This is a genomic window from Enterobacter sp. 168J2, assembly GCF_034107265.1.
GTDB classification, from domain to species: Bacteria; Pseudomonadota; Gammaproteobacteria; order Enterobacterales; family Enterobacteriaceae; genus Enterobacter; species Enterobacter nematophilus.
In genome coordinates this window covers 1,277,047-1,299,830 of the sequence record NZ_JAWNEB010000001.1, presented here as the reverse complement: position 1 = coordinate 1,299,830, position 22,784 = coordinate 1,277,047, and the positions used below count along the sequence as shown (strand labels likewise).

Below are 22,784 nucleotides of genomic sequence, written 5' to 3'. Positions count from 1 at the left end.
TATGCCATCCGCGGATAACACGGCAAACCAAATTTTTTCGCCTTTCCGGGCCGCAAGGAGTCAGTGATGAGAAGCGTTAAGGTCTATGAAGAAGCCTGGCCATTGCATACCCCGTTTGTGATCTCTCGCGGCAGCCGAAGTGAAGCCAGCGTGGTGGTCGTAGAAATCGAAGAGGACGGTTTTAAAGGCGTAGGGGAGTGCACGCCTTACCCGCGCTATGGTGAAAGCCTCGCGTCGGTGATGGCGCATATCATGACGCTGGTGCCAGACCTGCAAACCGGTCTCACGCGTGAGGCATTACAGCAGCGTTTGCCCGCCGGGGCCGCACGCAATGCCATTGATAGCGCGCTCTGGAGCCTGGAGGCGGCGAAGCGACAACAACCCCTGACAGCATTGCTGGACGTGGCGCTGCCGGAATCGGTAGCTACCGCGCAAACGGTAGTGATTGGCGAGCCGGAACAGATGGCCGCCAGCGCCAAAGCGCTTTATGACGCCGGGGCCCGGCTGCTGAAGGTGAAGCTCGACGATCGTCTGATTAGCGAGCGGATGGTCGCCATTCGCGCGGCGGTGCCCGCAGCCACGCTGATAGTTGATGCCAATGAATCATGGCATCCAGAAGGGCTGGCCGCCCGCTGTCAGCTGCTGGCCGACCTTGGAGTGGCCATGCTGGAGCAGCCTCTGCCCGCAAAAGATGATGCGGCGCTGAAGAACTTTATCCATCCGTTGCCCGTTTGTGCCGATGAAAGCTGCCACACCCGCGCGAGCTTGAGCGAGCTGCAGGGCCGCTACGAGATGATTAATATTAAGCTCGACAAGACCGGCGGGCTGACAGAGGCGCTGGCCCTGGCGGAAGAAGCCCGGGCGCAGGGTTTTTCACTGATGCTGGGCTGTATGCTCTGTACGTCCCGGGCAATCGGCGCGGCGCTACCGCTGGTCAATCAGGTCCGTTTCGCCGATCTGGACGGCCCGACGTGGCTGGCGGTTGACGTCTCACCCGCGCTCCATTTTACCAGCGGCGTGCTTCATCTCTGAGGCTGCCAGCGCAAAAGCTCCACCATGGCTTTTAAGTATTTTTCGCTGGCTTCATCGGACGAGATCGCCGGGAATTCAGCGGTAATACAGGGCAGGCTCAAATCGGCGCACCAGCTACCGAACGAGCCTGGCGTTTCATAGCCCACGCTGGTCACGAGCGGCAGGGCGAACGCGTCTGCCAGCCACGCGCCGAGCTCGGAGTGGCGCGGATCTTCAATGCAGGCCAGCGGATCGTGGAAGGAAACCACCCACGCGGGGTGGATCTTATGGATAAGCTGGCACAGCGCCTGGGTTTCCGGCTCTGAGCCCGGCTTATCTCCCGTCAGCAGAACCACATCTCGCTCCTCGGCGGAGCTGTTCCAGCGATACACCGTTTCCCCGGCGCGCCAGTTTGCTGCCGGAAAATTACGGTTTAAGTCAACGCCTCGCGCGTTGGCGCGAAGCCCCAGCTGACAGCCGTCCGGGTTAACCGCCAGAATCACGTGATGACGTCGCAATGAAGGCGTCAGCGTCCGCAGCGCGCAGGAAAGCGTCACGATGGAGGAGTTCTCATCCCCGTGCGTGCCGGCAAGAATCAAGCCGCTTTCGCGGTCTGCCTCGGGGGCGGGAAACCAGATCAGCGATGCGCCTAAAAATGAACGGCCATATTGCTCAGCGCCCGGCGGAAAGGCGCCGCGTTCCGCTCTCGGTCGGGTGGTTGCCATACGAAATCCTGATAAAGAAGTCACTACTGGCAGTGTTGTGCAAAACACGCTGTTAATCAAATAGTTTCCGTAATGGCTAAGAATTGCCTTAAATCACTATTCAGGCGTAAGTTATTTGCATTTCTCTTTGTCGAAACAAATAATTACGCATCTGCTTAATACCTGAATTCATTAAAGGGGATCTTATGAAGCATCCTGTTTCGCGTCTTTTTGCCGCACTGTGCCTGTGCGGGCTCTCTTCACTTTCTTTCGCAGCTGACGTGCCGCAGGGCACTGCGCTGGCGCAAAAACAGGAGCTGGTCAGGCATATTAAAGACGAGCCGGCTTCGCTGGACCCGGCGAAAGCCGTGGGGTTACCCGAGATTCAGGTCATTCGCGATCTCTTCGAAGGTCTGGTTAATCAGAATGAGAAAGGGGAGCTGACGCCGGGCGTAGCGACACGCTGGCAGAGCAATGATAACCGCGTCTGGACGTTTACCTTACGCGATGACGCGAAATGGTCCGACGGTTCCCCCGTCACCGCCCAGGATTTTGTCTACAGCTGGCAGCGTCTGGTTGACCCGAAAACAACCTCTCCGTTTGCCTGGTTTGCCGCGCTGGCGGGAATCAATAACGCGCAGGCCATTATTGACGGCAAAGCCGCGCCCGATACGCTGGGAGTGACGGCGGTGGATGCCAGGACGTTACGCGTCCAGCTGGACAAACCGCTGCCGTGGTTCAGCAACCTGACGGCGAACTTTGCCTTCTATCCAGTACAAAAAGCTAACGTCGAAAGCGGTAAAGAGTGGACGCGGCCTGGCGCGCTGGTGGGGAACGGCGCTTACGTTCTGAAGGACCGCGTGGTGAATGAAAAACTGGTTGTGGTGCCCAATACGCACTACTGGGACAATGCCAAAACGGTCCTGCAGAAGGTGACCTTCGTGCCGATTAATCAGGAATCGTCGGCCACCAAACGCTATCTGGCGGGGGATATCGATATTACCGAATCGTTCCCAAAAAACATGTATCAGAAGCTCCTGAAGGACATTCCGGGACAGGTTTATACGCCGCCTCAGCTGGGCACGTATTATTATGCCTTTAACACCCAAAAAGGCCCGACGGCGGATGCACGGGTTCGTCTGGCGCTGAGTATGAGCATTGACCGTCGTATCATGGCGGAAAAGGTGTTAGGGACGGGTGAGAAGCCGGCCTGGCACTTCACCCCTGACGTGACGGCAGGGTTCACCCCGGACGCCTCGCCGTTTGAGCAGATGTCGCAGCAGGAGCTGAACGCCCAGGCCAAAACCTTGCTGCAGGCCGCAGGCTATGGCCCTCAGCGTCCGCTGAAGCTTAACCTGCTGTACAACACCTCGGAAAATCACCAGAAAATCGCGATTGCGGTGGCCTCCATGTGGAAGAAAAATCTTGGTGTGGATGTCAAACTGCAAAATCAGGAGTGGAAAACCTACATTGATAGCCGTAACACCGGCAACTTTGACGTGATCCGCGCCTCATGGGTGGGCGATTACAACGAGCCATCAACCTTCCTGTCATTGCTGACCTCCAGCCACAGCGGCAATATCTCCCGCTTTAATGACCCTGCCTACGATAAGATCGTCCAGCAGGCGACGCTGGAAACAACGGCGAAGGCGCGCAATGCGGACTACAACATGGCGGAGAAAATCCTCATGGAGAAGGCACCCATCGCGCCAATTTATCAGTACACCAACGGTCGCCTGATTAAGCCCTGGGTGAAGGGCTACCCGATCAATAACCCGGAAGACGTGGCGTATAGCCGGACGATGTATATTGAAAAGCACTAATCAAGTACTGGCGCGGCTTGCGGCGCCAGTTCCTCTTTTCTGACCATCACCCGCCACAGCAGAAAGCATCACTTTTCTGACGGTATTTTTGGCGTATTCAGATGGTTTGCCCGCCCGACACTTCAATGCGCTGTGCTGTTACCCAGCGGTTATCATCACGCAGCAGGCTGGCGACCATCGGCCCGATATCGTCGGGAACGCCGACCCGCCCGAGCGCGGTCATCGCGGCAAACTGCGCGTTGACATCTGCGTTGTCGCGAACCAGGCCGCCGCCAAAATCGGTTTCAATGGCGCCAGGCGCGATGGTATTGACGGTGATGCCGCGCGGGCCCAACTCGCGTGCCAGATAGACGCTGAGCATTTCCACAGCCGCTTTTGCCGCCGCGTAAGCGGAGAACCCAGGGTACGATACCCGGGTCAGGCCGGACGAGAAGTTGATGATGCGCCCGCTGTCCGCCAGCAGGGGTAAAAGGGTCTGAACCAGGAAAAATACCCCTTTGACATGGACATTGAATAGCCCGTCGAACTGCGCTTCGGTGGTCTCGGCCACCCCGGCAAACTCGCCATGACCTGCGTTATTTATCAGGTGGTCGAAGGTGTCGCGCTGCCAGACTTCGGCGAGTTGTTGACGCAGGGTTTCGGCAAATGCCGGAAAACTCGTCGTCTGCGCCACATCCAGTTGAAGTGCGATCGCCTTACGACCAAGGGTGCGGATTTCCGCGACAACCGCTTCAGCCTGAGAGCTATTTCCTCTGTAAGCGACGATAATATCGCCCCCCTGACGCGCGATAGAGAGGGCGGTGTTACGGCCAAGACCACGATTGGCGCCGGTGATAAGTGCAATTTTACTCATGGTGTATCCTCTGTTTGGTGGAGCTTTTACAGTAGGAGATGGCCACTAATTCACTTTGCCTGATTCTGGTTATCTTTTGCCTGTTTCTCTTTTCATTGTTTGTTCTGTTGAGAATGACCGCATACTATGGCTTAAAAACTTGCCTGAAAGAGTGTCTATGCGCGATCTCCTGTTCGATCTTTGCCGCCGGTATGCCGATGCTCACGTCGACCGTAGCGGGGTTGCTGTAACGCCGGTTCCAGGGTTGACGATTATCCGGGCTTTGCATCCGGGCGACCTGCAGGCGGCGATCAACAGACCGCTGATGGCGATGCTGTTGCAGGGGCGAAAACGCGTCGCTACGGGGACGGAAAGTTTTGAATATGGCCCCGGCGAGGCGATGGTGATAGCCGCCGATGTGCCGACCCTCAGTCAGATTACCCAGGCCAGCCTTCGCCATCCCTACTATTCACTGGTGCTGGAACTGGATATCGCCATCCTGCGTGAGTTGCAGGATGCTGTGCCAGCGAAGCAGGGGGGAGCGCCTTGCGTTGGGGTTGAGCCAATGAATGCCGACGTGACGGACGCGGCTTACCGGCTGGCAAGGTTGTTTGAACAACCGGAGGCGATGGCGGTTCTTGGGGATGGGCTACGGCGAGAGCTGCATTACTGGTTGCTTCGCAGTGTCCATGGTCCTGCTATTCGCGCCCTGGGCGCGGCGGATAGCCACTCTGGACGAATTAGCCGTGTGGTCGCAATGTTGCGTAAGGAATTTACACGTACGATAAGCGTTGACGAGCTTGCTGAGGTGGCGGGCATGAGCGTGTCCGTATTCCATCAGCATTTTCGCGCGATAACCACGATTTCGCCCCTGCAATTTCAGAAACAGCTACGCCTTATCCATGCCCGCCGCCTGATGCTTGTCGATGGCGCAGGGATCGCGCAGGCGGCGTATACGGTCGGTTATGCCAGTGTTTCGCAGTTTACCCGCGAATATGCCCGTATGTTTGGCGCGCCGCCGGGGCGGGATAAACGCATGGCGACATAACGGTTTTAAGCCATGATTCAATATCTTGAGTCGGTATATTATTCTGAACATTCCAGGTGTTACTCATCGGCCACCACATGCCGTCTCCTCGGGCGAAGGCCGCGCGATAGCGAAGCATCTGGTCATCCGGATTTAAATGCAGTGCATCCAGCAGATCCGGGAGCGTCAATACGTTTTTGGCAAAGGCTTGTTTTGTCGTGCGTTCAACCGTTTCGGCCAATTTTCCGTAGGAGGTTGTTTCACCCGCGACAAATATCACTTCATTTACGATCCGCGGCTGATGCAAATAAATTTCGGTGGTGAGTCGGCCAATATCCGCAGGTGATGTCAGGGTGACCTGCGTGTCCCATCCTCCGAGCGCATTAATGGTTTTTTCGGATAAATTCACCACATCAAACGCCGGTTCGAAGAGAAAGCTGGTAAACATTCCGGTTGAAACAATCACCCATTCCGTCGCGTTCTGTTCCCGCAACAGCGTCCTGACATCATACTGCTCGTCCCAGACGGGCTGACCGCTCCCTTTGCCGACCACATCGTAATTCACGCCGAATTGCCAGGGGAAATAGCGGCTTACGCCTGCTTCCAGTACCGCACGGGTAATTTTGAGCTGTGTACCTGCTCCGGCGACAAACCCCATGCAGTTGATGACGGTATCAAAATCCAGAAAGTGGGTTATTAACGTTTCAGTGGAACTGTCGGCGACATCGACCGCGATAAATTCTGCCCCTGCATCAGCCAGTTTTTGATGCGTTTCGGACTGAAGCTTGCCCCGGCTGTCCCAGGAGCGGGGCGAAACGATAACGGAGACAGCGCCGTCGCGCTGCGTGACTGCCGGAACCAGATACTCCAGCACGGCAGCGCCCAATTGTCCTGCACCAAGCACTAATATATTTTCGCCTGTCTTGATATCACGTTCTTTCATGCTGAGCCTCTCTTTGTTAAATCACCTGTCAACTTCAACTTGAGCAAGGTTATGTCAGATGGCTGCATTCGATAAGACAACAGGCATAGGTTAGACTGTTCGTAAAAATGGGATAATTGATCTTTCAGGCGCGGTGGGAATATGGATAAACTGGAATCAATGCGGGTATACGTTTGCGTGGTCGATACCCATAGCTTCGCCAGGGCGGCAGAAGCGCTGGGGCTACCGCGCTCAACCGTATCGCGGGTCGTCAAGGAGCTGGAGACATACCTGGGTATTCAGCTTTTACAACGCACCACCCGAAAACTCAGCGTGACCGCAGAAGGTCGGCGTTACTATGACGAGAGCAAACGGCTGCTGGCGGATATTGCGACAATGGAATCTTCCTTTCCCGGCAGATCGGCACAGCCCAGAGGCCGTTTTAAAGTGGGGATGCCGCAGTCTCTCGCCCGACATTGCATTCTTCCCAGCCTCCCGGAATTTCTCCGCCAGTTTCCCGAGCTGGAACTGATGCTCTGTTCCAGCGATAGCGTGGAGGACATCATTCAGGAAGGGTATGACTGCGCGATCCGCACCGGGAGGATCGAAGATTCAACGACGCTGGTTGCGCGCCCTCTGGCGAACTTCAGATGGGTTGTTCTGGCTTCTCCGGGCTATATAACCGCCTGTGGTAAGCCGGAAAATCTCGACCAACTGGAAAAGCATTACGCAGTCGGCTACCTGAACCACCGTACCGGGCGCACTATCGACTGGTTTTTTACGCGTGATGACGGCGATTGTGCAATTCGCATGAAAGAGACGCTGATCGTCGATGATACCGACGCCTATATCCTGGCCGGCATTCAAGGGCTCGGATTAATTCGCGTGGCCAGCTATCTGGCTGAGCCGTATGTGAAGAGCGGGGCGTTGGTTCGCTGTTTGGAGAACCTCTCTTTCGATTTACCGCTTTCGCTTGTCTATCCACAAAACCGCTATCTCCCGCCTTCGGTACGCGCCTTTTATGACTGGAGCAGAGCGGTGCTGCACCAACATGGCGACTGACGCTCTTTGCTTAATAGCCGGAAATAAAAAAAGCCCGTCAGAGAACGGGCGAAATAAGCAAATGATTTAGTGATTCGTTATCAACATTGTTGGAGGATAACGCCGCGTATCTTACGTGGCTGAGGGCAATGCAGATACCTGACAAATTCGGTAGGTGAAACAATAAATTAAACGTGCGCTACAGGGCGTCAAAAGTGGGGTAGAGACTGTTTTCCAGATATTCAACGAAATACCAAATCTCACCGCTGAAAATAAACCATAAGCCAAATATTATAAGCAATAAAATAATTAAGGTGAGTATTATTTCTGTCTTTCCCATTGTTGCCACAACCCACCCGTCGTTATTTACTTAAGCTGGGCATTGTAGCGGGGCTTTTCACGATACTCCAGTTTCATGCCGCAAGGACTTTATTACGTCCATCATTTTTGGCGCGATAGAGCGCATCGTCGACACGTTTAAACAGCGCGTCAATACTCTCTTCCGGGTCATGGCGCGCCACGCCAATACTGACGGTAAAGCGCGGCAAGCCTGGGAGGGTAATATGGGCGACCGCCGCACGCACGCATTCGGCAATCTTCAGAGCCGTTTCGAGAGACGTGCGCGGCAACAGGATGACAAACTCTTCACCGCCCCAGCGGAATACCAGGTCATCTTGTCTGCAGCAGGCTTCAAGCGTTCGGGAGAGGGCGATAAGCACCTCATCACCTTTCAGGTGACCGAAGAGGTCATTGATGTTTTTAAAATGATCCGTATCCACCAGCAGCAGGCTAAATTGCTGCTGTGCGGAAAGGTGGCTCAGGTTGGTTTGGTCGATAACGTTATAAAACTGGCGTCGGTTGAGTAACCCCGTCATCGAGTCACGTAATGCAGCATTTTCCAGCTCCTGCTCAAGCCTCTTTTGCTCAGTAATATCATGGATTATGCACAGCATCAGTTTGTCACCGTAAATCTCAATGGGCCCCGCGTAGGTCTGGACGTGGCGGGTGGAGCCATCGGCAAGGCGGTGAATAAAATTGAGCGGCTTATGTCCGCCGGGCAGCGCGGCGATCTCCGTCATGATAGGCATGACGCCTCTGCCAAGCGTGTTAATTTCCCAGGTATGCTTCCGGCACATCTCATCATGTGAATAACCGTAAAAGCCGAGCGCGGCCAGGTTTGCATCGACAATTTGCCCGTCACGGGCAGGATCGATGAGCAACATCGGCGCGCTGTTGGTGAGGAAAAAGCGTGCGTAAAACCCCTGTTTTTTGCGTTGATAGGTTGCGGAACGGCTGGCTTTCAGGCCTGAGGGGGCGTGCGAAGAGATTCCTTCGAAAACGATAATATCGCCGTGCGGCGTGCCGTGGCTGAGTGAGAGACGACAGCTTAACGGCACGTCCTGCCCACCCCGGCTAATTGTCCAGATCTCGACAATATCGTGATCGTTTTTCAGTTCGGGAACATACATCGACAGTACGGTTTGCGCGCTTGCAGAGAATGAACCTTTGCGCAGGTCATTCAGCGTTTTATTACCCGTCAGCTGTACTGCGGCCACATTGGCAAAAATAATCTGTTCCGAGACAGGAGAAATGAGCCACACGGGCGTTTTAATTGCATTGAGCGCATCAAAACTATTTTGCGACATAGTATGTTCCTGTTCATCGGCACGATATGCCTGGCAATCATGGCAGAACTGACCCGCATGTACTTCCTTGAAACATACTCTACTCAATCCCGTCAGGCATGATTTTTTTGTGAAATAAATGCGGGGTCCGTTTGAATTTTACCTATGGGTATAATTTGTTTGTCTGAGTTTTTCTGTAGCAGCAGCCACGGAACCTGCTCAGCGGGCAATGGGCGGGAGAAGAGGTATCCCTGGAGATAGTCACAGCCGAGGCTGGTCAGTATTGCCTGCTGTTCGTCCGTTTCGATCCCCTCGGCAACGACGGTCATCTCCATGGTGCGGGCGATATTAATAATAGTTTCCACCAGCCTGCGGCTTTTTTCATTTTCCAGCATGGAGGCCACAAAGCTCTTGTCGATTTTAAGCTCTTTTGCCGGAAGAACGCTCAGCATCAGCAGGTTGGAATAGCCCGTGCCAAAATCATCAATAGAGACGGTGATCCCCGCATGGTTAAAGGCATTAAGCAACTCGATGCTGCGGTCGAGATTTTTTAGTGCGGTACTCTCCGTTACCTCCAGGATCAGCCTTGAGGGCGACAGATTATATTTTTCCAGCATGGACGAAACGATGTGAAAGATATCCGGCTGTTCGAACTGCACGGGAGATAAATTGAGCGACAACGTCCACTGGCTGAAGCCTTGTTCAGTCCAGAAATGAAGCTGCCGACACGCGGCTTCAATAGCCCAGTTGCCAACCGGAATAATCAAACCCGTTTGTTCCAGGGTGGGTAAAAACAGGCCTGGCAGCAAAACGCCTTGCTCCGGATGCCGCCAGCGCAGAAGAGCCTCAAAACCGCGGATAGTTTTATCTTCTGCATGCCAGGTTGGCTGATACCACAGTTCAAACCGTTCGCGTTCCAGCGCCTGAGAAAGCTCCTGCAGAAAACCCGGCTGCGCCGGAACCGCCGTTGACATATCAGGGCGGTAAACCGCCCAGCCGTTACGACCGTCTTGCTTAACGTGCTGTAAGGCGGCATCCGCCTTAAACTTCAGTTCCTGCAGCGTTTCGCCATCCTGAGGATAGAGGCTGACGCCCGCGCTGAGGGTGGTACTCAGCGTATGTCCGCAAAGTGAAAGCGGACGGCGTATATCCGCGAGCAGCGTCGTGAGCAGAGTAGTGAGCTTTTCTTCGTCGCATTCGGGAACCAGCAGGATAAAGGCATCCCCGCCCAGCCTGGCCAGCGTCATCTCACGGGTAAGCCGGGAGGTGATGCGCTGGGCGACGGTGATTAATAACTCATCGCCGACGCTGTGACCCCAGGCATCATTCACGCGTTTGAAGCGATCGACGTTCAGAAAAATCACGGCAAATTGTTTGTTACTCAACAAGGCGCTGTGCAGACAATCCTGCATTCGGATATCCATCTGCTGGCGGTTTGCGAGGCCGGTGAGAGCGTCAAAGCGAAGCTGGAGCTCAAGCTGACGGTTGAGCTGGCGCAAATTGTCCGTCAGCCGGCTGGTCCGCCAGTGCGAGTCGATAAGCGAAATAATTAACATCATGCCGAGCAGGGAGAGCGTGGTGACGGAAACCCAGATGGATAAACCCAGCTCGCTGACCCCGCCGGGGAGCGTATGCGTCATCTCATGGAAATGCGCGGCGCTCATGCCCGTATAGTGCATCGCGCAAATGGCGGCGCCCATGACTAACGCGGCGAGAATGCGGGTAACAAAGACCCCTTTGTGCTTATCCCGCAGGCGGAATGCCAGCCACAGCGCCACGCCGGAGGCAACCACGGCAATCACCACGGACAAACCCACAGTGCGCCGATCCCAGAGAATGCTTCCTTCCAGCATCAGAGCGGCCATCCCGATATAGTGCATGGAGACCACGCCAGCGCTGAGGATGACCGTGGCGAAGAACAGCCGAAAGAGCGAGAGGTGTTTGCCCGTAACGGCAATGTTTATTGCCATCGTGGAGGCAACAACCGCCACGCCGAGAGACGCAAGGGTTAGCCATAGGTCATAGCTCATCATCATCGGCATTTGCATCGACAGCATGCCGATGAAGTGCATTGACCAGATCCCGATTCCCAGCGTAACCCCGCCAGCAATGCGCCAGAACAAAGCCGCTTTACGGCTGGATAGGGGAATTTTCCCGGCGCTGTCCAGGGCTACAAAGGAGGCGATAAATGCCACCAGATAAGAGACAGCGATCAACACAGGGTCCCACGATATATTGAGCATTATGCAATCCCACGCCTGAGAGGGTTACCGATTTCGCCTGCCGGCACGTCTTTTCCGGCAACGAACATGCGCATTCAAACCATATTAATTATTTATCGTGAAAAATGACCACTTATATAAAATGCCAAAATTGGCCGAAATATAAAATATATTCTTTTTGTTAACGCGTTAAGCACGGCTAAACATAGCCGATAGATTGTAGCAAAGCGTCTTAAATATGTGTGCAAATGAATCGTTTTACCGCAGATAATGGTATCGCTTCAGGGAAGTTTGGACCAGCAATACAGCATGTGGGGCGTGGCATTTCCACTAAAACACCTTTTTTGTCTGACTTAAGCTAAATACAGGGTGGGTAACGGCGAAACGAGAAACCAGCGCATTATGTGAGGACAAACGCAAAAGTGAATGCTATAAATCTTAATGCCGACCAAAATATATGTTGTGGGTAAAATCATGCTAAGAAATATTAGTGTCAGGACCTTCATTGCCTGGTTCCTGCTGTGCCTTTTTTTTGTGAATGCAGGTATCGTTGTTCTATTTTCCAGCAATCTTTCTCTTTTCGTTTCGATTAATCTGGTCAATTTCGTTGCGTTATTTTTGCTCTGGAGTTATATGACGAAGTTTCTTGTGACGCCGATCAATACTGTGAAAAAAAGTATTGAAGAAGTGACCGCAGGCAACTTAGGCGTCGCTATACCCGAGTTTGGCAATAACTGCGCGGGACGATTAATTCCCGGGATTAATAGCCTTTCCAGCAACATCGCTACGCTGGTGCGCGAGATCAGGGCATCATCACAAAACGCCATGGCCTTGTCGGATCAGCTCTCTTCCCGCAGTGCTCAGCTCTCGGTGAAAACAGAGCAGCAGTCTGCCTCTCTGGTGCAAACTGCGGCAAGTATGGAGCAGATGGCGGCAAGTACCCGAAACAATGCCGATAACACCCGGCTGGCGAGCGAGCAGGCGAATGCCGCGACGGTGCAGGCGCGCAAGGGAGGCGATCTGATGGAACAGGTTGCCAGCAATATGCAATCCATTACCGAGTGCGCGCAGCAGATGACGGAAATTATCTCGCTGATCGACGGCATTGCATTTCAGACGAATATTCTGGCGCTTAACGCGGCCGTCGAGGCTGCCCGGGCGGGCGATCACGGTAAAGGGTTCTCCGTGGTCGCAGAGGAAGTCCGAAATCTGGCGCACCGCAGCGCGGAGGCGGCGAAAAACATCAAAACGCTGATTGACGTTACCAGCAGTAATGTCACCCAGGGGGCCAGCGTTGTGTCGGAAGCGGAGAAGAATATGCGTGACATCGTGACCGGCTCCGGCAACGTCAGCCGGTTAATGGATGAGATTTCTACCTCGACCGCAGAGCAGGAGAAGGGCATTTCCCAGATCACGCTGGCGCTGTCCGAACTGGAGCGGGTCACGCAAAGCAACGTGGCGATGGCGGAGGAGCTCAACGGCTCCTCTGATGTGCTGCGCAATCAGGTGATCGAACTGCAGACGCGGACCCGAAATTTCAGGCTGGACCAGGGGCATCCTCCGTCACCAGTAGCCAGCCCCGTCTCGTTCCATCAGCGCCCCGAGCACTCTCTCTGACCGCTTCCTGAAGCCTGGCATGCCAGGCTTTTTTGTTCCCGAAACACAGCGTGTACAATTCCTGAGCGATTTCAGCGCGATGCGAGACATAGTTGTTGCTTAACCCCTGATGGAAGCTAGACTGACATCGAAAGAGCCAAACAGGGGAGGCGCTGTGGAGAGCATTAAAGGATCTGAACTTAACGTTCCTGACGCAGTTTTTGCGTGGGTGCTGGACGGTCGCGGCGGTGCCCGACCGCTGGAAGATGATGATGTCATTGATAAAGAGCATCCCTGCTGGCTACATCTGAACTATACCCACCCGGACAGCGCTGACTGGCTGGCCTCGACTCCGCTGCTGCCTAACAACGTACGTGATGCGCTGGCGGGGGAAAGCCTGCGGCCTCGCGTAAGCAGGATGGGTGACGGGACGCTTATCACCCTGCGCTGTATAAACGGCAGCACGGATGAACGTCCCGATCAGCTGGTGGCGATGCGCGTCTATATGGACGATGGGCTGATTGTTTCCACCCGCCAGCGTAAGGTTCTGGCGCTGGACGACATTGTGAACGACCTCAAAGAGGGGACCGGACCGGTCGACTGCGGCAGCTGGCTGGTGGACGTCTGTGATGCCCTGACCGATCACGCGAGCGAATTTATCGAAGAGCTGCACGATAAAATTATCGACCTGGAAGATAATCTGCTCGATCAGCAGATCCCGCCGCGCGGCTTTTTGGCGCTATTGCGCAAGCAGCTGATCGTGATGCGTCGGTATATGACGCCACAACGGGATGTGTATGCCCGTCTGGCCAGCGAAAGACTCAGCTGGATGAATGACGATCAGCGCCGCCGGATGCAGGACATCGCTGACAGGCTGGGGCGCGGGCTGGATGAGATTGATTCCTGCATCGCCCGAACGGCGGTGATGGCGGATGAAATCGCGCAGGTGATGCAGGAGTCGCTGGCGAGAAGAACCTATACGATGTCCCTGATGGCGATGGTCTTTTTACCCAGCACATTTCTGACAGGGCTTTTTGGCGTCAATCTGGGCGGTATACCCGGCGGCGAATATCGGTACGGCTTCACCGCGTTTTGCGTCATGTTAGTTGTTTTGATTGGTGGTGTTGCATGGTGGTTGCATCGTAGTAAATGGCTGTAAATTTACGTTTTTTTCACCTTTTACGGGGATTAAAACGCTCTTTTAATTGAGCGAAGTCAATAAACATCACCCCCGTAAGGTGCAATATTACTCCCGCAGGTGAATGCAACGTCAAGCGATGGGCGTTGCGCTCCATATTGTCTTACTTCCTTTTTTGAATTACTGCATAGCACAATTGATTCGTACGACGCCGACTTTATAGTCGGCTTTTTTTTGCCTCCTGTTTCTCAGCGTCTACCCTAAAAGGGACGACAGCAAATCCTGGAGGGAAAGATGAGCATTTTACTCGCTCTGCTACTGCAACACTCGCGTCAGTCCGATCCTGTCCCCACCGATCCCGTGCCGATGCCCGATCCCATTCCGCGTCCGCAGCCGATGCCAGACCCGCCGCCAGACGAAGAACCGATTAAATTGTCGCATCGAACCCCGAGATCTGCGAGGATACGCGCCATCTGACCGTAAAGATGACCACGAGAGACTATTGTGACCGCTTTTTCTACCCTGAATGTTCTGCCTGCCGCCCAGCTCGACAACCTCAACGAGTTGGGATACCTCACGATGACGCCTGTTCAGGCGGCCGCGCTGCCCGCCATTCTTGAAGGCCGGGACGTGCGCGTGCAGGCGAAAACGGGCAGTGGGAAAACGGCCGCTTTCGGTCTTGGTCTGCTGCAGCATATTGACGCGTCGCTGTTTCAGACCCAGTCACTGGTGCTGTGCCCGACCCGCGAGCTGGCAGACCAGGTCGCGGGTGAGCTGCGCCGCCTGGCGCGCTTCCTGCCTAATACCAAGATCTTAACCCTCTGCGGTGGGCAGCCGTTTGGCGCACAGCGTGATTCACTCCAGCACGCGCCGCACATCATTGTCGCGACCCCCGGCCGCCTGCTGGATCACCTGCAAAAAGGCACCGTTTCGCTCGATGCCTTAAGCACGCTGGTGATGGACGAGGCGGATAGGATGCTGGATATGGGCTTCAGCGATGCCATTGATGAAGTGATCCGCTTCGCGCCGGCCGATCGTCAGACGCTGCTTTTCTCTGCGACCTGGCCTGAAGCCATCGCCGCGATCGGCGGTCGCGTGCAGAGAAATCCGCTCACCATTGAGATCGACAGCGTCGATGCTCTGCCTGCCATCGAACAGCAGTTCTTTGAAACCTCTCAGCAGGGAAAAATCCCGCTCCTGCAGAAACTGCTGAGCCAGCATCAGCCTGCGTCATGCGTGGTCTTCTGTAATACCAAAAAAGACTGTCAGTCGGTTTGTGATGCCCTGAATGCGGCGGGGCAGAGTGCGCTGTCGCTGCACGGCGACTTAGAACAGCGCGATCGCGATCAGACGCTGGTGCGCTTTGCTAACGGCAGCGCGCGCGTGCTGGTGGCGACCGACGTGGCCGCGCGCGGTCTGGACATTAAATCCCTTGCACTGGTGGTGAACTATGAGCTGGCGTGGGATCCCGAAGTGCACGTTCACCGTATTGGTCGTACTGCCCGCGCCGGAAACAGCGGCCTGGCCATCAGCTTCTGCGCCCCGGAAGAGGCGCAGCGCGCCAATATTCTCTCAGAAATGTTGCAGATCAAGCTGAACTGGGTAAACGCGCCGGGCAGCGTCAGGGTCGTGCCGCTGGAGGCCGAAATGGCGACGCTGTGCATTGATGGCGGCAAAAAGGCCAAGATGCGACCGGGGGATGTGCTGGGCGCACTGACCGGAGATGTGGGTCTGGAAGGGGCGGATATCGGGAAGATTGTGGTTCATCCGGCACATGTGTATGTGGCGGTTCGCCAGGCGGTTGCCCATAAGGCGTGGAAGCAGCTGCAAAACGGCAAAATTAAAGGCAAAACCTGCCGCGTACGTCTGCTGAAATAAGGCATAAAGCGTCTCAGAAGGTCTTTCTGAGACGCCCATCGCTTATTTCACTTCAAGCACGTTCAGACGTAACTCTTCGAACTGATTGTCATCGTCTTCCGGCTGCCAGCCCGCAGGCTGCACAGGGATCTCTTCCCGGTCAAACGCCAGATCGCCACCATTCACCACCTCCGAACCGTGGTTGATCCCTTTGAAGTCGAATAGCTCAACGTCTGCGAGGTGGGAAGGGACCACGTTCTGCATCGCGCTGAACATGGTCTCAATGCGGCCCGGATAGCGTTTGTCCCAGTCGCGCAGCATGTCGCCAATCACCTGACGCTGCAGGTTCGGCTGAGAGCCGCACAGGTTGCATGGAATGATCGGGAACCCTTTCGCCTGAGAAAAACGCTCAATGTCTTTTTCACGGCAGTAGGCAAGAGGGCGGATCACAATGTGCTTGCCGTCATCGCTCATCAGCTTAGGCGGCATGCCTTTCATCTTGCCGCCGTAGAACATGTTCAGGAACAGCGTTTGCAGGATATCGTCGCGATGGTGGCCCAGCGCGATTTTGGTCGCGCCCAGCTCCGTTGCGGTACGATAGAGAATGCCGCGGCGCAGACGGGAGCAAAGCGAGCAGGTGGTTTTCCCTTCCGGAATCTTCTCTTTCACAATGCCGTAGGTGTTTTCTTCGACGATTTTGTACTCAACGCCCAGCTGTTCCAGGTATTCCGGCAGAATGTGCTCCGGGAAGCCCGGCTGTTTCTGGTCAAGGTTGACCGCCACCAGAGAAAAGTTCAACGGCGCGCTTTGCTGAAGATTTCGCAGGATCTCCAGCATGGTATAGCTGTCTTTACCCCCTGACAGGCAAACCATGATGCGGTCGCCTTCTTCAATCATGTTGAAGTCTGCAATGGCTTCGCCAACGTTACGGCGCAGGCGCTTTTGCAGTTTGTTCAGGTTGTATTGCTCTTTCTTTGTACTCGATTGATTCTCTGGCATTTTTATTTGTCTCGGGAGGCGTCAGGGCACCATAGGGGTAAACCTCTTTCTAAATCTACGGCCGAACATCCGGCATGACGATCTGATCCTGGCTCATTTCCGCTATCCTGCCCCGTAAATTTCGTAAACCCTTTTCGCGTTTTCAAGCCCCCTCTGACCGGCAATGAAAGACGGGGTAGCGCTGGCAGATAAATGCCAGCAGGCGTAGGCATGCCGCGTATGGTACGGATTACTGCGACGAATTCAATACGCTTAGGGATTGCATCGAGAGATTTAGCCTGACAAGAACAGGCGTAAGCACTATTGATGGAGAGCGGCGAGATGATCTCAGTAAAGATTCGGTAATAGTTGATGAACGGAAAGAACTGCCCATCAACAATTGTATGATGACGGCAATGATATTGTCGTTTTTTATTCGGTGAATTATGTACAGAATTAACGGCCCTGCTTAGACCATTTCTGCACAAATTCAACGCGTTAATTTTCGCCAGTTAACTTGCTGATTGCGCAACACCACTTATATTTATTCATGCTTCCTTTCATTAAGTTCTTTTTAAAAAATCCCACATATGCTGTGGCAGAACATCGAGAGGTTTTGATGAAATTCAACATGATAGTAAGGAGCCTTGCTTTAGCTGGCATTCTGGGCTCCATGAGCCCATCCCTTTGGGCGGCAGAGGCCTCTAAAGAGGCAGCAGCAGCAACGCAGCAAGCCAACAATGCCTTGTATAATCAACTTCCTTTCTCCGATAACGCTGATTTTACCAATGCTCATAAAGGTTTCATCGCGCCACTTCCTCAGGAGGTTATCAAGGGCGAGCAAGGGAATATAATCTGGAATCCGCAACAATATTCTTTTATTAAAGAAGGCGATAAAGCTCCCGATACGGTTAATCCCAGCTTATGGCGTCAATCTCAGCTGATCAATATTAGCGGTCTGTTTGAGGTTACCGACGGCGTTTATCAGATTCGAAATCTTGACCTGTCGAATATGACCATTATCGAAGGTAAAGAGGGTATTACCGTGGTGGACCCGCTGGTTTCGGCAGAAACAGCGAAAGTGGGTATGGAACTCTACTTCAAAAATCGCGGGAATAAACCCGTGGTTGCCGTTATTTATACCCACAGCCATGTTGACCACTACGGCGGCGTGCGGGGCGTGGTTGATGAAGCGGACGTGAAGTCCGGCAAGGTCAAAGTCTATGCCCCGGCAGGGTTTATGGAGGCCGCCGTTGCGGAAAATATCATGGCAGGTAATGTCATGAGCCGCCGCGCCAGCTACATGTACGGCAACTTGCTGAAGCCAGATGCCAAAGGACAGGTGGGGGCTGGTCTGGGGACCACAACATCAGCAGGAACGGTGACGCTGATTGCTCCTACGAACATCATTGAGAAAGATGGTCAGAAAGAGGTCATCGACGGACTTACCTACGACTTTATGCTCGCGCCGGGTTCCGAAGCACCCTCTGAAATGCTCTGGTATATCGAAGAGAAGAAACTCATCGAATCTGCCGAGGATGTCACTCACACCCTGCATAACACCTATTCACTGCGTGGAGCGAAAATTCGTGAACCGCTGCCGTGGTCGAAATACATAAACCAGGCGATCGTGCGCTGGGGTGATAAAGCGGAAATCATCATGGCACAACACCATTGGCCGACCTGGGGTAACGAAAACGTAGTTAAACTGCTGAAAAGTCAACGTGACCTCTATCGTTACATCAACGACCAGACGCTTCGCATGGCAAACGAAGGGCTGACGCGGGATGAAATAGCCGCAAACTTTAAGCTGCCAGATTCACTGGCGCATACCTGGGCTAACCGCGGTTACTACGGATCGGTGAGCCATGATGTGAAAGCAACCTATGTTCTTTACCTTGGCTGGTTTGATGGCAATCCGGCAACGCTGGATGAACTGCCACCTGAAGAGGGCGCGAAGAAATTCGTGGAGTATATGGGCGGTGCGGATGCCATTTTGAGCAAGGCGAAAACCGACTTTGACCAGGGTAACTACCGCTGGGTTGCGCAGGTCGTGAGCAAAGTTGTGTTTGCCGACCCGAATAACCAGGCCGCGCGTAACCTGGAAGCGGATGCGCTGGAGCAGCTTGGCTACCAGGCTGAATCGGGGCCATGGCGTAACTTCTACCTGACCGGCGCCCAGGAGCTCCGTAACGGCGTAGTGAAAGGCCCGACGCCAAACACCGCCAGCCCGGATACCGTGCGCGCCATGACGCCAGAGATGTTCTTCGATTATCTGGCGGTACATATTAACGGCCAGAAAGCCGGGGACGCTAAATCGGTATTTAACATCGATCTGGGCAGCGACGGCGGCAAATATAAGCTGGAGCTGGAAAATGGCGTGCTGAACCACACGGCTAACGCCGAGGCGAAGGACGCAGATGCGACGGTGACCCTGAATCGGGACACGCTGAATAAAATCATCCTGCAGGAGGTTACGCTCAAGCAGGCCGAAGACAGCGGCGATGTAAAAATTTCAGGTGATGGAGCGAAACTCGACGCGATGCTCGGGTATATGGATAAATTTGATTTCTGGTTCAATATCGTCACACCTTAAGCGCGTTCCCTGCGGGAAATATTTCCCGCAGGGACGTTTTCCACGCTTGTCGGTCAGCATGTTGTTAACATCAGGCCGATGAAAACTGATAATTCCTCAAACACAGGCAGATCTGAACAGAATAGTGGCCGCTCCCTGCGTATAATGCCTTTCGAATTCGCATAAATATCCAGTGGCTGTCCTTATGACTCTGAATCGCCTTTGTTTTTTGTTCCTGCTCATCGCTGCAATCAGCAGCTTTTTGGCCACGTATCCCTTTGCCATGTGGTTGCTGTTAATCAATGTCCTGACGATGATCGTTTACGGTGTCGATAAAACCGCCGCGCGAAAAGGGATGCGCAGGGTACCGGAGCTCACGTTACTGGTGTTTGGTACTGTGGGAGGGTGGCCTGGCGCCATATTAGGCCAACAGATCTTTCGCCATAAAACGCAGAAGCAGCCCTTCAAAACCTGGTTTTTGCTGAGCATCGTCGTGAGTATTTCAGCCACGGCGGCGCTTTATCATTTCTGTCCCATTATTCTTTTTTGAACATCATCAGGACCGCACAAATTCACCGTTGACCTCAAGTTAACTTGAGCTTTTAAGATGTCTGCGACATGTTGATACAGGAGTAACATCTTAAAATGAAAGACATTGACGTAGGATTCACTCATGTTGCTTTTATGGTCAGGGATCTGGAGAAGAGCCTTGCTTTCTACCGCCGATATGCCGGGATGGAGGTCATTCATTCGCGTGAGCCCGACCTACCCGATGCCCGTAAAGTGGCGTGGCTAACTGACCATACGCGTCCTTTTGCGCTGGTTCTGGTGCAGGCGGACACCGTGACCGATACGCCGCTGGGGCATTTTGGCCACCTTGGGATTGCCTGCGCCACGCGCGAAGAAATTGACAGAAAAACCGCGATGGCTATCGAAGAAGGGGTGTTACGGAAAGCGCCGGAAGATCTGGGCGATCCCGTTGGGTACTATGTATTCTTTGCCGATCCCGATGGAAATACCTTAGAGCTCTCGTACGGCCAGCGCGTCGGGCTCACAGCAATTCAGGCGAAACAGTAAAACGCCTGAACACGGTCTGACGCTGCGTTTTTGAAAATCCTGCTACGCTTGTTTGTTGTACCAGGAGCATGAGTATGAAGAACAAAGACGAACAAACAGGATTAGTGGGGCTGGCGATTGGGGCCGCCGTTATAGGGCTGGTTTCATCGCAAAAAACGATCGATCGTGACAGCATTGTTAACGAACTGGTCAGGCTCGGCAGGCAAAAAGGCGATGGTGTGGAAGATGAGGTTTTCGTTAAGGCCGCCGAGCTGGTGAGAAAAGGGGTATAGCCGATGGCTGACATTCGTCATGCACAGTGCCATTGTGGTGCGGTGGCATTTACCGTCGAACTTACTGACGGCTTTAATACCGCGCGGCGCTGCAGCTGCTCTTTCTGCCGTATGCGGGGCGCGGTTGTGGTCTCTGCACCGCTGTCGGGCATTACCGTGACCAGAGGTGAGGATAAGCTGACGGAGTACCGGTTCAACACGGGGACGGCGCGGCATTTCTTCTGCTCGGTCTGCGGGATTTACACGTTCCATCAGCGTCGTTCAAACCCAAATGAATACGGAGTGAATGTCGCCTGTTTTGAAAACGTGTCGCCGTTTGATTTCCCCGAAGTGACGGTGATGGATGGCGTAAACCACCCGAGCGATGGTGAAAGCGGCGTTTTTGGCTATCTCTCGTTTCGCAAAAAAGAGACCAGTAAAGGTTAATTACCGCTGGCCTTTTTTTTATCAGCCTGGCTATAGTGGGAAGTGGGTTTCTAAAACAGGAGAAATTATGCTCTGTGTAGAAAAAGACGATCCGCGTGAGGCCCCGGAATCAGGGGATAAAAAGCCTCAACCCGTGAAAAAGTAACGCTCGAAACGCGTATGACCGCCACCGGCACTGCTGGTGGCTTTTTTATGGGAATGACCGTTAATGGCGATCCAGATGGTTTAACAGCGTGCCGAGATGCCCGACAATATCGCGAAAATCAAAGATTAACGCCATCCATAAACACGCCAGAAGAGTCAGTATGGTAATGGATATACGACCAAACAACGCTGTCATCCTTAGTGAAGAGGGGGATATCGGCGCAGTCTAACCCGTTTTCTTTCAACTTATCCTCAACAATACGGCAATAAAGTGCTGTTGTGAGACAAACATCAAAAAGAGGAGCCCGCATTATGCTGCGGGCTCTACTTATCAGAACTGGTAAACCAGGCCTAATGCAACGACGTCGTCGGTGCTGATGCCGTTGTTTTTGTAGAAGCTGTCGTCTTCATCCAGCAGGTTGATTTTATAATCAACGTAGGTGGACATGTTCTTGTTGAAATAGTAGGTCGCGCCTACGTCAGCATATTTAACCAGGTCCTGATCGCCCTGGCCGTTGCCCAGGTCTTTCCCTTTTGACTGCAGGTAAGAAATAGCCGGACGCAGACCGAAATCGAACTGGTACTGGGCGGTTACTTCGAAGTTCTGAGTTTTGTTGGCAATACCGCCGCCTAACTCACTATCACCTGAACCGTACGGCGTCATATTACGGGTTTCAGAATACATCGCCGCCAGGTAGATATTATTTGCGTCATATTTGAGGCCAGCAGTCCAGGCATCCGCTTTATCACCACCCGCATATTGAGACGCAGCGCCAGTACCTGCGCTTACCTGGTCATTTGTACGGTCAGATGAGGCATAGGCGGCACCGGCACTGATCCCCATGCCAAAATCATAGGTGGTAGAAATACCGAAGCCGTCGCCATTTTGATTGCGGATGTTGTTATCTGTCCGGTTGTTAGTCCCTTCCTGAGAGCAACCCGTCTCATCGCAATTACTGCCTTCATTGTTGCCCTGATACTGCAGCGCGAAGTTCAGACCCTGCACCAGACCATAGAAATCGGTGTTACGGTAGGTTGCTACGCCGTTGGCGCGGCCGGTCATAAAGTTATCCGCATAGGTGTAAGAGTCGCCGCCGAACTCAGGCAGCATATCGGTCCAGCCTTCCACGTCGTACAGCACGCCATAGTTACGGCCGTAGTCAAAGGAACCGTAGTCACCCACTTTGACACCCGCGAAGGCCAGACGCGTCCAGGACTGATTATCAGACCCTTCGGTGTTATTCGCCTGAATGTTATATTCCCACTGCGCGTAGCCGGTCATCATGTCGTTAATCTGCGTTTCACCTTTGAAACCCAGACGCATGTAGGTTTGATCCCCGTCTTTAGAAGCATCATCGGAGAAATAGTGCAGACCATCTACTTTTCCGTACAGATCCAGTTTGTTGCCGTCTTTATTATAAATTTCTGCCGCATGCGCGGCGCCAGCCATTAACAGAGCCGGAATCATAAGAGCCAGTACTTTTCTTTGCATAGTGATTTTCCTTTGCAGTTGT

General features: G+C 53.7%; 22 protein-coding genes. 14 read left to right on the top strand and 8 right to left on the bottom strand.

Annotation, left to right across the window (positions count from 1 at the left end):
• Positions 1-66 precede the first annotated feature (66 nt).
• On the top strand, positions 67-1,032 hold the full coding sequence (gene ycjG, locus USG84_RS06285) for an L-Ala-D/L-Glu epimerase (protein ID WP_266177921.1): 966 nt from the start codon (positions 67-69) through the stop codon (positions 1,030-1,032).
• On the opposite strand, the gene mpaA is transcribed toward ycjG, so the two are convergent.
• On the bottom strand, positions 1,023-1,736 hold the full coding sequence (gene mpaA, locus USG84_RS06280; protein ID WP_151413663.1) for a murein tripeptide amidase MpaA: 714 nt from the start codon (positions 1,734-1,736) through the stop codon (positions 1,023-1,025). The two genes, ycjG and mpaA, sit on opposite strands and share 10 nt — an antisense overlap.
• A gap of 185 nt (positions 1,737-1,921) precedes the next feature.
• On the opposite strand from mpaA, the gene USG84_RS06275 reads away from it, so the two are divergent.
• Complete coding sequence (locus tag USG84_RS06275) at positions 1,922-3,538, top strand: peptide ABC transporter substrate-binding protein (RefSeq protein ID WP_151413664.1); 1,617 nt, start codon at positions 1,922-1,924, stop codon at positions 3,536-3,538.
• A 97-nt stretch (positions 3,539-3,635) separates the two neighbouring features.
• On the opposite strand, the gene USG84_RS06270 is transcribed toward USG84_RS06275, so the two are convergent.
• Entirely contained in the window at positions 3,636-4,391 is a 756-nt protein-coding gene (locus tag USG84_RS06270) for an SDR family NAD(P)-dependent oxidoreductase (RefSeq protein WP_151413665.1), read from the bottom strand.
• Positions 4,392-4,548: 157 nt separating this feature from the next.
• Between USG84_RS06270 and USG84_RS06265 the strand changes: the two genes are divergently transcribed.
• Positions 4,549-5,418 carry an AraC family transcriptional regulator gene (locus USG84_RS06265; protein ID WP_253542173.1) on the top strand — a complete coding sequence of 290 codons (870 nt, stop codon included), beginning with the start codon at positions 4,549-4,551 and terminating at the stop codon, positions 5,416-5,418.
• Here USG84_RS06265 and USG84_RS06260 read toward each other — a convergent pair.
• Positions 5,354-6,340 (bottom strand): aromatic alcohol reductase, encoded by a 987-nt coding sequence (locus tag USG84_RS06260; protein ID WP_320738212.1) that lies wholly within the window; start codon positions 6,338-6,340, stop codon positions 5,354-5,356. The genes USG84_RS06265 and USG84_RS06260 overlap by 65 nt on opposite strands.
• 141 nt (positions 6,341-6,481) lie before the next feature.
• Between USG84_RS06260 and USG84_RS06255 the strand changes: the two genes are divergently transcribed.
• Positions 6,482-7,381: a LysR family transcriptional regulator gene (locus USG84_RS06255; RefSeq protein WP_151413666.1), complete on the top strand. Its 900-nt coding sequence runs from the start codon at positions 6,482-6,484 to the stop codon at positions 7,379-7,381.
• A 178-nt stretch (positions 7,382-7,559) separates the two neighbouring features.
• Here USG84_RS06255 and USG84_RS06250 read toward each other — a convergent pair whose 3' ends face one another.
• The 3 genes from USG84_RS06250 to USG84_RS06240 all read right to left on the bottom strand — a co-directional run bounded on the left by USG84_RS06250 (position 7,560) and on the right by USG84_RS06240 (position 11,228).
• Positions 7,560-7,700, bottom strand: a complete 141-nt coding sequence (locus USG84_RS06250; RefSeq protein ID WP_061098040.1) for an Ecr family regulatory small membrane protein — start codon at positions 7,698-7,700, stop codon at positions 7,560-7,562.
• Positions 7,701-7,773: 73 nt separating this feature from the next.
• Positions 7,774-9,006: a diguanylate cyclase domain-containing protein gene (locus tag USG84_RS06245; protein WP_151413667.1), complete on the bottom strand. Its 1,233-nt coding sequence runs from the start codon at positions 9,004-9,006 to the stop codon at positions 7,774-7,776.
• A gap of 92 nt (positions 9,007-9,098) precedes the next feature.
• Positions 9,099-11,228: a putative bifunctional diguanylate cyclase/phosphodiesterase gene (locus USG84_RS06240; protein WP_320738211.1), complete on the bottom strand. Its 2,130-nt coding sequence runs from the start codon at positions 11,226-11,228 to the stop codon at positions 9,099-9,101.
• Positions 11,229-11,681: 453 nt separating this feature from the next.
• On the opposite strand from USG84_RS06240, the gene USG84_RS06235 reads away from it, so the two are divergent.
• The 4 genes from USG84_RS06235 (at position 11,682) to dbpA (ending at position 15,819) form a co-directional block, all read left to right on the top strand.
• Positions 11,682-12,824, top strand: a complete 1,143-nt coding sequence (locus USG84_RS06235; protein ID WP_253542166.1) for a methyl-accepting chemotaxis protein — start codon at positions 11,682-11,684, stop codon at positions 12,822-12,824.
• 154 nt (positions 12,825-12,978) lie between these two features.
• Positions 12,979-13,962, top strand: a complete 984-nt coding sequence (gene zntB, locus USG84_RS06230; RefSeq protein ID WP_151413668.1) for a zinc transporter ZntB — start codon at positions 12,979-12,981, stop codon at positions 13,960-13,962.
• A gap of 291 nt (positions 13,963-14,253) precedes the next feature.
• Positions 14,254-14,418: a hypothetical protein gene (locus USG84_RS06225; protein ID WP_306464030.1), complete on the top strand. Its 165-nt coding sequence runs from the start codon at positions 14,254-14,256 to the stop codon at positions 14,416-14,418.
• 27 nt (positions 14,419-14,445) lie between these two features.
• The gene (gene dbpA / locus USG84_RS06220; RefSeq protein ID WP_253542165.1) at positions 14,446-15,819 is read left to right on the top strand and encodes an ATP-dependent RNA helicase DbpA; all 1,374 of its coding nucleotides are present in this window, start codon (positions 14,446-14,448) and stop codon (positions 15,817-15,819) included.
• A gap of 42 nt (positions 15,820-15,861) precedes the next feature.
• On the opposite strand, the gene ttcA is transcribed toward dbpA, so the two are convergent.
• Positions 15,862-16,797 (bottom strand): tRNA 2-thiocytidine(32) synthetase TtcA, encoded by a 936-nt coding sequence (gene ttcA, locus USG84_RS06215; protein ID WP_151413669.1) that lies wholly within the window; start codon positions 16,795-16,797, stop codon positions 15,862-15,864.
• A gap of 598 nt (positions 16,798-17,395) precedes the next feature.
• Here ttcA and USG84_RS06210 point away from each other — a divergent pair.
• From USG84_RS06210 to USG84_RS06185, 6 genes are all read left to right on the top strand, one after another.
• A complete protein-coding gene (locus USG84_RS06210) occupies positions 17,396-19,372 on the top strand; it encodes an alkyl/aryl-sulfatase (RefSeq protein ID WP_151413670.1) in 1,977 nt (658 codons plus the stop codon).
• A gap of 184 nt (positions 19,373-19,556) precedes the next feature.
• Positions 19,557-19,901, top strand: coding sequence for a DUF1294 domain-containing protein (locus USG84_RS06205; protein ID WP_151413671.1), 345 nt, complete (start codon positions 19,557-19,559; stop codon positions 19,899-19,901).
• Positions 19,902-19,996: 95 nt separating this feature from the next.
• Positions 19,997-20,428, top strand: coding sequence for a VOC family protein (locus USG84_RS06200; RefSeq protein WP_061098082.1), 432 nt, complete (start codon positions 19,997-19,999; stop codon positions 20,426-20,428).
• 74 nt (positions 20,429-20,502) lie between these two features.
• Entirely contained in the window at positions 20,503-20,700 is a 198-nt protein-coding gene (locus tag USG84_RS06195) for a hypothetical protein (RefSeq protein ID WP_059354374.1), read from the top strand.
• Between the two features lie 3 nt (positions 20,701-20,703).
• Positions 20,704-21,126, top strand: coding sequence for a GFA family protein (locus USG84_RS06190; protein ID WP_253542162.1), 423 nt, complete (start codon positions 20,704-20,706; stop codon positions 21,124-21,126).
• Between the two features lie 67 nt (positions 21,127-21,193).
• Positions 21,194-21,271 carry a hypothetical protein gene (locus USG84_RS06185; RefSeq protein ID WP_223239581.1) on the top strand — a complete coding sequence of 26 codons (78 nt, stop codon included), beginning with the start codon at positions 21,194-21,196 and terminating at the stop codon, positions 21,269-21,271.
• Positions 21,272-21,601: 330 nt separating this feature from the next.
• On the opposite strand, the gene ompC is transcribed toward USG84_RS06185, so the two are convergent.
• Entirely contained in the window at positions 21,602-22,762 is a 1,161-nt protein-coding gene (gene ompC, locus USG84_RS06180; RefSeq protein ID WP_253542160.1) for a porin OmpC, read from the bottom strand.
• Positions 22,763-22,784 lie beyond the last annotated feature (22 nt).